This is a genomic window from Bacillus xiamenensis, from assembly GCF_000300535.1.
GTDB lineage: Bacteria > Bacillota > Bacilli > Bacillales > Bacillaceae > Bacillus > Bacillus xiamenensis.
Genome location: NZ_AMSH01000098.1, coordinates 1 through 5,020, shown reverse-complemented (window position 1 = coordinate 5,020; position 5,020 = coordinate 1). Strand labels below are relative to the sequence as shown.

General features: G+C 42.2%; 6 protein-coding genes. 4 read left to right on the top strand and 2 right to left on the bottom strand.

Annotated features, from left to right (window positions below; translation table 11 throughout):
- Positions 1-411: 411 nt before the first annotated feature.
- Both BA1_RS19610 and BA1_RS19605 read right to left on the bottom strand, forming a co-directional pair.
- The gene (locus BA1_RS19610) at positions 412-552 is read right to left on the bottom strand and encodes a hypothetical protein (RefSeq protein WP_237739245.1); all 141 of its coding nucleotides are present in this window, start codon (positions 550-552) and stop codon (positions 412-414) included.
- A gap of 19 nt (positions 553-571) precedes the next feature.
- Complete coding sequence (locus BA1_RS19605; protein ID WP_237739244.1) at positions 572-682, bottom strand: DUF418 domain-containing protein; 111 nt, start codon at positions 680-682, stop codon at positions 572-574.
- A gap of 419 nt (positions 683-1,101) precedes the next feature.
- On the opposite strand from BA1_RS19605, the gene BA1_RS17880 reads away from it, so the two are divergent.
- From BA1_RS17880 to BA1_RS17865, 4 genes are all read left to right on the top strand, one after another.
- A complete protein-coding gene (locus BA1_RS17880) occupies positions 1,102-2,055 on the top strand; it encodes an ABC transporter substrate-binding protein (RefSeq protein WP_008362055.1) in 954 nt (317 codons plus the stop codon).
- A 71-nt stretch (positions 2,056-2,126) separates the two neighbouring features.
- Complete coding sequence (locus BA1_RS17875; RefSeq protein WP_008362053.1) at positions 2,127-3,143, top strand: FecCD family ABC transporter permease; 1,017 nt, start codon at positions 2,127-2,129, stop codon at positions 3,141-3,143.
- Positions 3,136-4,173 (top strand): FecCD family ABC transporter permease, encoded by a 1,038-nt coding sequence (locus BA1_RS17870; RefSeq protein WP_008362051.1) that lies wholly within the window; start codon positions 3,136-3,138, stop codon positions 4,171-4,173. Before BA1_RS17875 ends, BA1_RS17870 begins: the two co-directional genes overlap by 8 nt.
- 21 nt (positions 4,174-4,194) lie before the next feature.
- Positions 4,195-4,938: an IucA/IucC family C-terminal-domain containing protein gene (locus tag BA1_RS17865; protein WP_008362050.1), complete on the top strand. Its 744-nt coding sequence runs from the start codon at positions 4,195-4,197 to the stop codon at positions 4,936-4,938.
- The last annotated feature ends 82 nt before the right edge of the window (positions 4,939-5,020 follow it).

The window sequence follows — 5,020 nt, the reverse complement described above, 5'->3', positions numbered from 1 at the left end:
TAATTAAATATCTATTTCATTATCTTTCCGTATGCTTTACCCGCAGCACGTCGCATGATACGTTTTCCGATAGTACCCTTTTGAACGGCGTTAACGTCACCAAGGTATTTTGATGTTTTATAAAGGAATGATCTTAGTTTATTTATGTTCATGTATTTCACTTCCTTCATTAATATATATTTATGTGGGTACACCCACAAAACACTCACAAACATATGACGGCTTATTATTTTATATGACGTAAAACAAATATAAACCGCAGGAATCACGCCAACGAGAGAACATATATTTGTGTGTGATTCCCAAAAATAATTAAGTTTGAAATGGAAGGTTCTATTGGTTAATAAAAAACATTGATGCACAACGCTTTTTGAGGGCATTTATTTTCGAGTGATAGCGTTATGATATCACTTAATAATCAAATGCCTTCAGCGTTGTGTTTTCTTTTGTTTTTTTATCGAGGTGTGTTACTTCGCCGCAGCAATGCAATGGATTTGTTTTCGGTTTATCATGGACTTTTACATACGTCAGCTGACGCGAAGTAAACGCCATTGAACCATATTAAATCACTTTAACCTAACGTACTGAAGAGAGCTCCGTCCTTCAGAAATAGCATTGTTCCAATGATGGAATTGAGCAGATAGCAAGGCAGCGACATCCGGCCGACTTTGGTGAATACCATTAAAGCACGTCTCAGCTCATGAGTATGAAGAAGTAAAATGAGGAAAAAAGAAGACGAGTGGTCATCATTCGTCTTCTTTTTTGTGTTCTCCTTACTCTTATGCTCACTCAATAAAACGCTGTGTGCCGAACATGTAACAAGTACCCTTTTGTGTGATCACGAACTAATTGTGCGTGCGTGTTTACTTGATGACACGTATATCGATACAATTTTCATAGGCTCATTTGTCCATTTTACTAGCATCGGTCGCACCATCCAAATGTGCAAAAATTCCATTTAACATGAACAAATAGTCAACACTCTCCCATTTTCTTAAAAAATTCCATTGACACCACCCTTTTCTATGATAAAATCATAGTGTGATAATGAGAATCGTTATCAAACGATATGACTACATATAGAATGGATAGGTGAGGTACATGTTCAAAAAATCTTTTTGGTCGCTATTAGTTGTGCTCTCCATCGTTTTACTTGCAGCTTGTGGCAGCAATAGCAGTGAAGGCAAGTCAGATAGTAAAGAAAAAACAAGAACCGTTGAAAGCGCTATCGGTTCAACTGAAATAAAAGGGTCGCCGAAACGTGTGGTGACGCTGTACCAAGGAGCAACGGATGCAGCAGTCGCTATGGGCATTAAACCAGTTGGTGTTGTAGAATCATGGCTTGAAACACCTACTTATAAATATTTAAGAGATGATTTAAAGGGTGTCAAAATAGTTGGGCAGGAAACACAGCCAAACTTAGAGGAAATTGAAAAGCTCAAGCCAGATTTGATCATTGCATCAAAAGTTCGTCACGAGCAAATTTTTGATCAGCTGAAAGAAATCGCTCCAACTGTTGCAACAGAAACAGTGTTCACTTTTAAAGATACAGTGAAATTGATGGGAGAAGCGTTAAATAAGCAAGATAAATCAAAAGAATTGCTGACGAAGTGGGATGACCGTGTCGCTGACTTCAAAGAAAAAGCGAAAAAGAATATTAAAAACTGGCCGATGAATGTAGCGGTTGTCAATTTCCGTGCTGATCATGCGAGAATCTATCAAACGGGATTCGCGGGTTCGATTTTAACAGAACTAGGATTTGAAGGTCCAAAGAATGTCAAAGATAAAAAGCAAGATATCGTGACACTTACAGACAAAGAAAGCATTCCGCAAATGAATGCAGATGTGATTTATTACTTCATGGATGATCAGGATAAATCGGTCGAGAAAGCATATAAAGAGTGGACAAGTCATCCTTTATGGAAGCAGCTTGACGCAGTCAAAGCGAAGCAAGTACATAAAGTGGATGAAATCACTTGGAACATGGCAGGCGGTATCATTGCTGCAAACATGATGCTTGATGATATTTATGATCGTCTAGGAATTGATCAATAAGGATAACGGAGGAGAAAATGTGAAAAGACCATTTTCTCCTTTTTCCATAACAGATTGAAAGCGGGAATCAAATGAGAAGTCTATTAAAAAAGGATTCAAGCAAGGCACTGCTTTTTGCTGGATTCATCGTGTTGATGTTGGTCTTTTTTATGCTCAGTATTTCCCTTGGGCAAACCTCCATTTCCCTCAAAGCCACCATCCATGCTTTTCTTCATTTCGATGAATCAGATCCGAACAGTGTGATTGTCATGACATCCAGATTATCAAGAGCTTTAATCGCAACAGTCGTTGGGTCAAGTCTAGCGATTTCAGGTGCACTCATGCAGGCATTAACAAGAAATCCGCTGGCTGCGCCTGATTTATTAGGTATTAATGCAGGTGGACTATTTTTTATCGTCATTTCCATTATATTCTTTTCTACAGAGTCGTTAACAGGCTATATGTGGACAGCCTTTTTAGGTGCTGCGATTGCAGGGATGCTCGTTTTTCTACTGGGCTCTATTGGAAGAGATGGGCTGACACCGGTCAAAATTGTGCTCGCAGGTGCTGCGATATCCGCCCTGTTTGCATCTTTTACTCAAGGACTTTTAATCGTGAATGAACAGTCGATTCAAAGTATCCTGTTTTGGATGGCGGGTTCAGTGTCAGGAAGAAGTATTGATATGCTGCTGCCTGTTTTGCCTTATATTCTAGGTGCGACTGTGGTGGCGCTTTTACTTGGCCGCTCGATCAATGTCCTTTTGTCGGGGGATGATATTGCCAAAGGGCTTGGCCAGCGTACGCTGCTTTTGAAGATGACGATGGGGGTACTCGTCGTCTTTTTAGCAGGTGGTTCCGTCGCTGTTGCAGGCTCGATTGGTTTTGTCGGTTTTCTTGTGCCGCATATTGTGAAAAAGATTGTCGGACCAGACCACCGCTGGGTACTGCCGTATTGTGCCGTTGTGGGGGCGTCGCTTTTACTTGTCGCAGATCTTGCGGCTCGTTTTCTAATCATGCCGCAGGAAGTGCCAATTGGCGTCATGACAGCAATAGCAGGAGCGCCTCTATTTGTTTATCTCGTGCGCAAGGGGTTGAAGACAGGTGGCTAAAACATATACAGTGCGTTCAAAGGGCGGGCGCATTTCATTTCAATTTTCAAAGCGGACATGTTTGATCTTACTTTTATTGACGGCTATTGCCTTTGGCTTATTTATTTTGAGTCTCTGTATGGGCAGCCGGTTCATTCCGCCGCAAGATGTGCTGCTTCATTTAATTGGGCAGGGAGAAGGAAATACGTTTGTATTAAATACACTGAGGATTCCACGGACGCTACTTGCGGTTTTAGTAGGAGCGGCACTTGCGGTATCAGGACTTATTTTACAAGGTCTCATTCGAAATCCGCTTGCATCGCCTGACATCATAGGAATTACGAGCGGTGCTTCATTTGGTGCCATTATGTTTATCGTCTTTTGGATGGGCACTGTACCCATTGCTTATCAGTCATTGTGGGCGATTGCAGGTGCTTTTGTGGTGTCTTGCCTGATCTATTTGCTTTCATGGAAAAAAGGCGTCAAGCCGATCACGCTTGTCCTGATGGGTATTGGGATTTCCGCCATTATGAAGGCGTGTGTGACGTTTACTTTAGTTCTCAGTGATACGATGACCACGACCAAGTCTTACATCTGGCTGACTGGAAGTTTATATGGCTCTACGATGAAGGACGTTACCGCAATGCTTCCTTGGGTGATGATCATTTTACCAATTGTCATGGTGTTAGCAAGAACGATGAATGTGAAGGAGCTTGGGGATGATCTTGCAACAGGTCTTGGGGTCAAGGTACAGGCGAAGCGGTTATTCTTTCTGCTGATGAGTGTGACACTAGCCGGTATTGCCGTTGCATTTGCAGGTGGTATTGAATTTGTCGGACTCATGGCACCGCATGTGGCTAGAATGATCATCGGTCGTTCATTCATTGCGCTTGTCCCGGCATCTGCGCTTGTTGGAAGTATTCTCGTGATGCTGGCAGATCTAGTTGCGAGAACGGCTTTTCTTCCATTAGATGTGCCAGCAGGTGTCTTTACGGCGGCAATTGGTGCACCGTTCTTTATCTATTTGTTATATCAACAGCGAAATCGCTAAACGAAAGATGGGGGTTTTGATATGAGGCCAGAGTGGGTTGAGAGAGAATTACTTGATTTCGGGGTACACATCACAAATGGACCGATGACATCTGATCGCACACTGGCTGCGCTTTTTTCAGAAGCATCTGTCAGACGTTTATTGGAAGCGGAAAAGGAAGCGATGCATGCACCGAATCTAGCAGTGGCGGCGTCCATGTTCTCAAAGCGCTATGCATACTTAGCGGTTAGTTCTACTTTGTACTTGATGACGATGTATGATGCTGTCTACCGGTTTTCACCAGAGGCGTGTGTCTTTAGAGAAGATCGTAAAATTGAGCTAGATGAAACGTTCTGTTCATTTGTTCAGTTAGAAGGAGATCGTCATGAGTGGAGAGAGCAGGTCGTCCGCACGCTATTTACGGAGTGTGTCACACCTCTTTTAGATGTGCTGAAGCGAACATCAAGACTCCCGCATTCTATTTTATGGGAGAATGTAGCGGTTCGTATCAATTCTCTTTATCGCAGTATGATGCGGGAAACAGAGGAGTCTGCGGTGAAGCAGCGCGTGCGGGAGGATTATCTTTTTCTGAAGCAAGCGGCGGGGGATGTATTTGGAGCAAAGCAAAATCCATTCGAGCACAGTTTAAACTTAGATGAGGGTTTACTGGAAGCATCCAACCGGAAGACTTGCTGTATGTACTATAAGCTTGAGAAAAAATCGGAGAGTCTTGATTATTGTCTTGTCTGTCCGCTTGAAAAAAAGAAAGGCACTGCTTGCTCTTAGCAGTGCCTTAGATTGTTGAAAAAGGGATAAAATGAAATTGATTTTACCAATTTGTATTATTTAATGAGTGAAATGAAATATT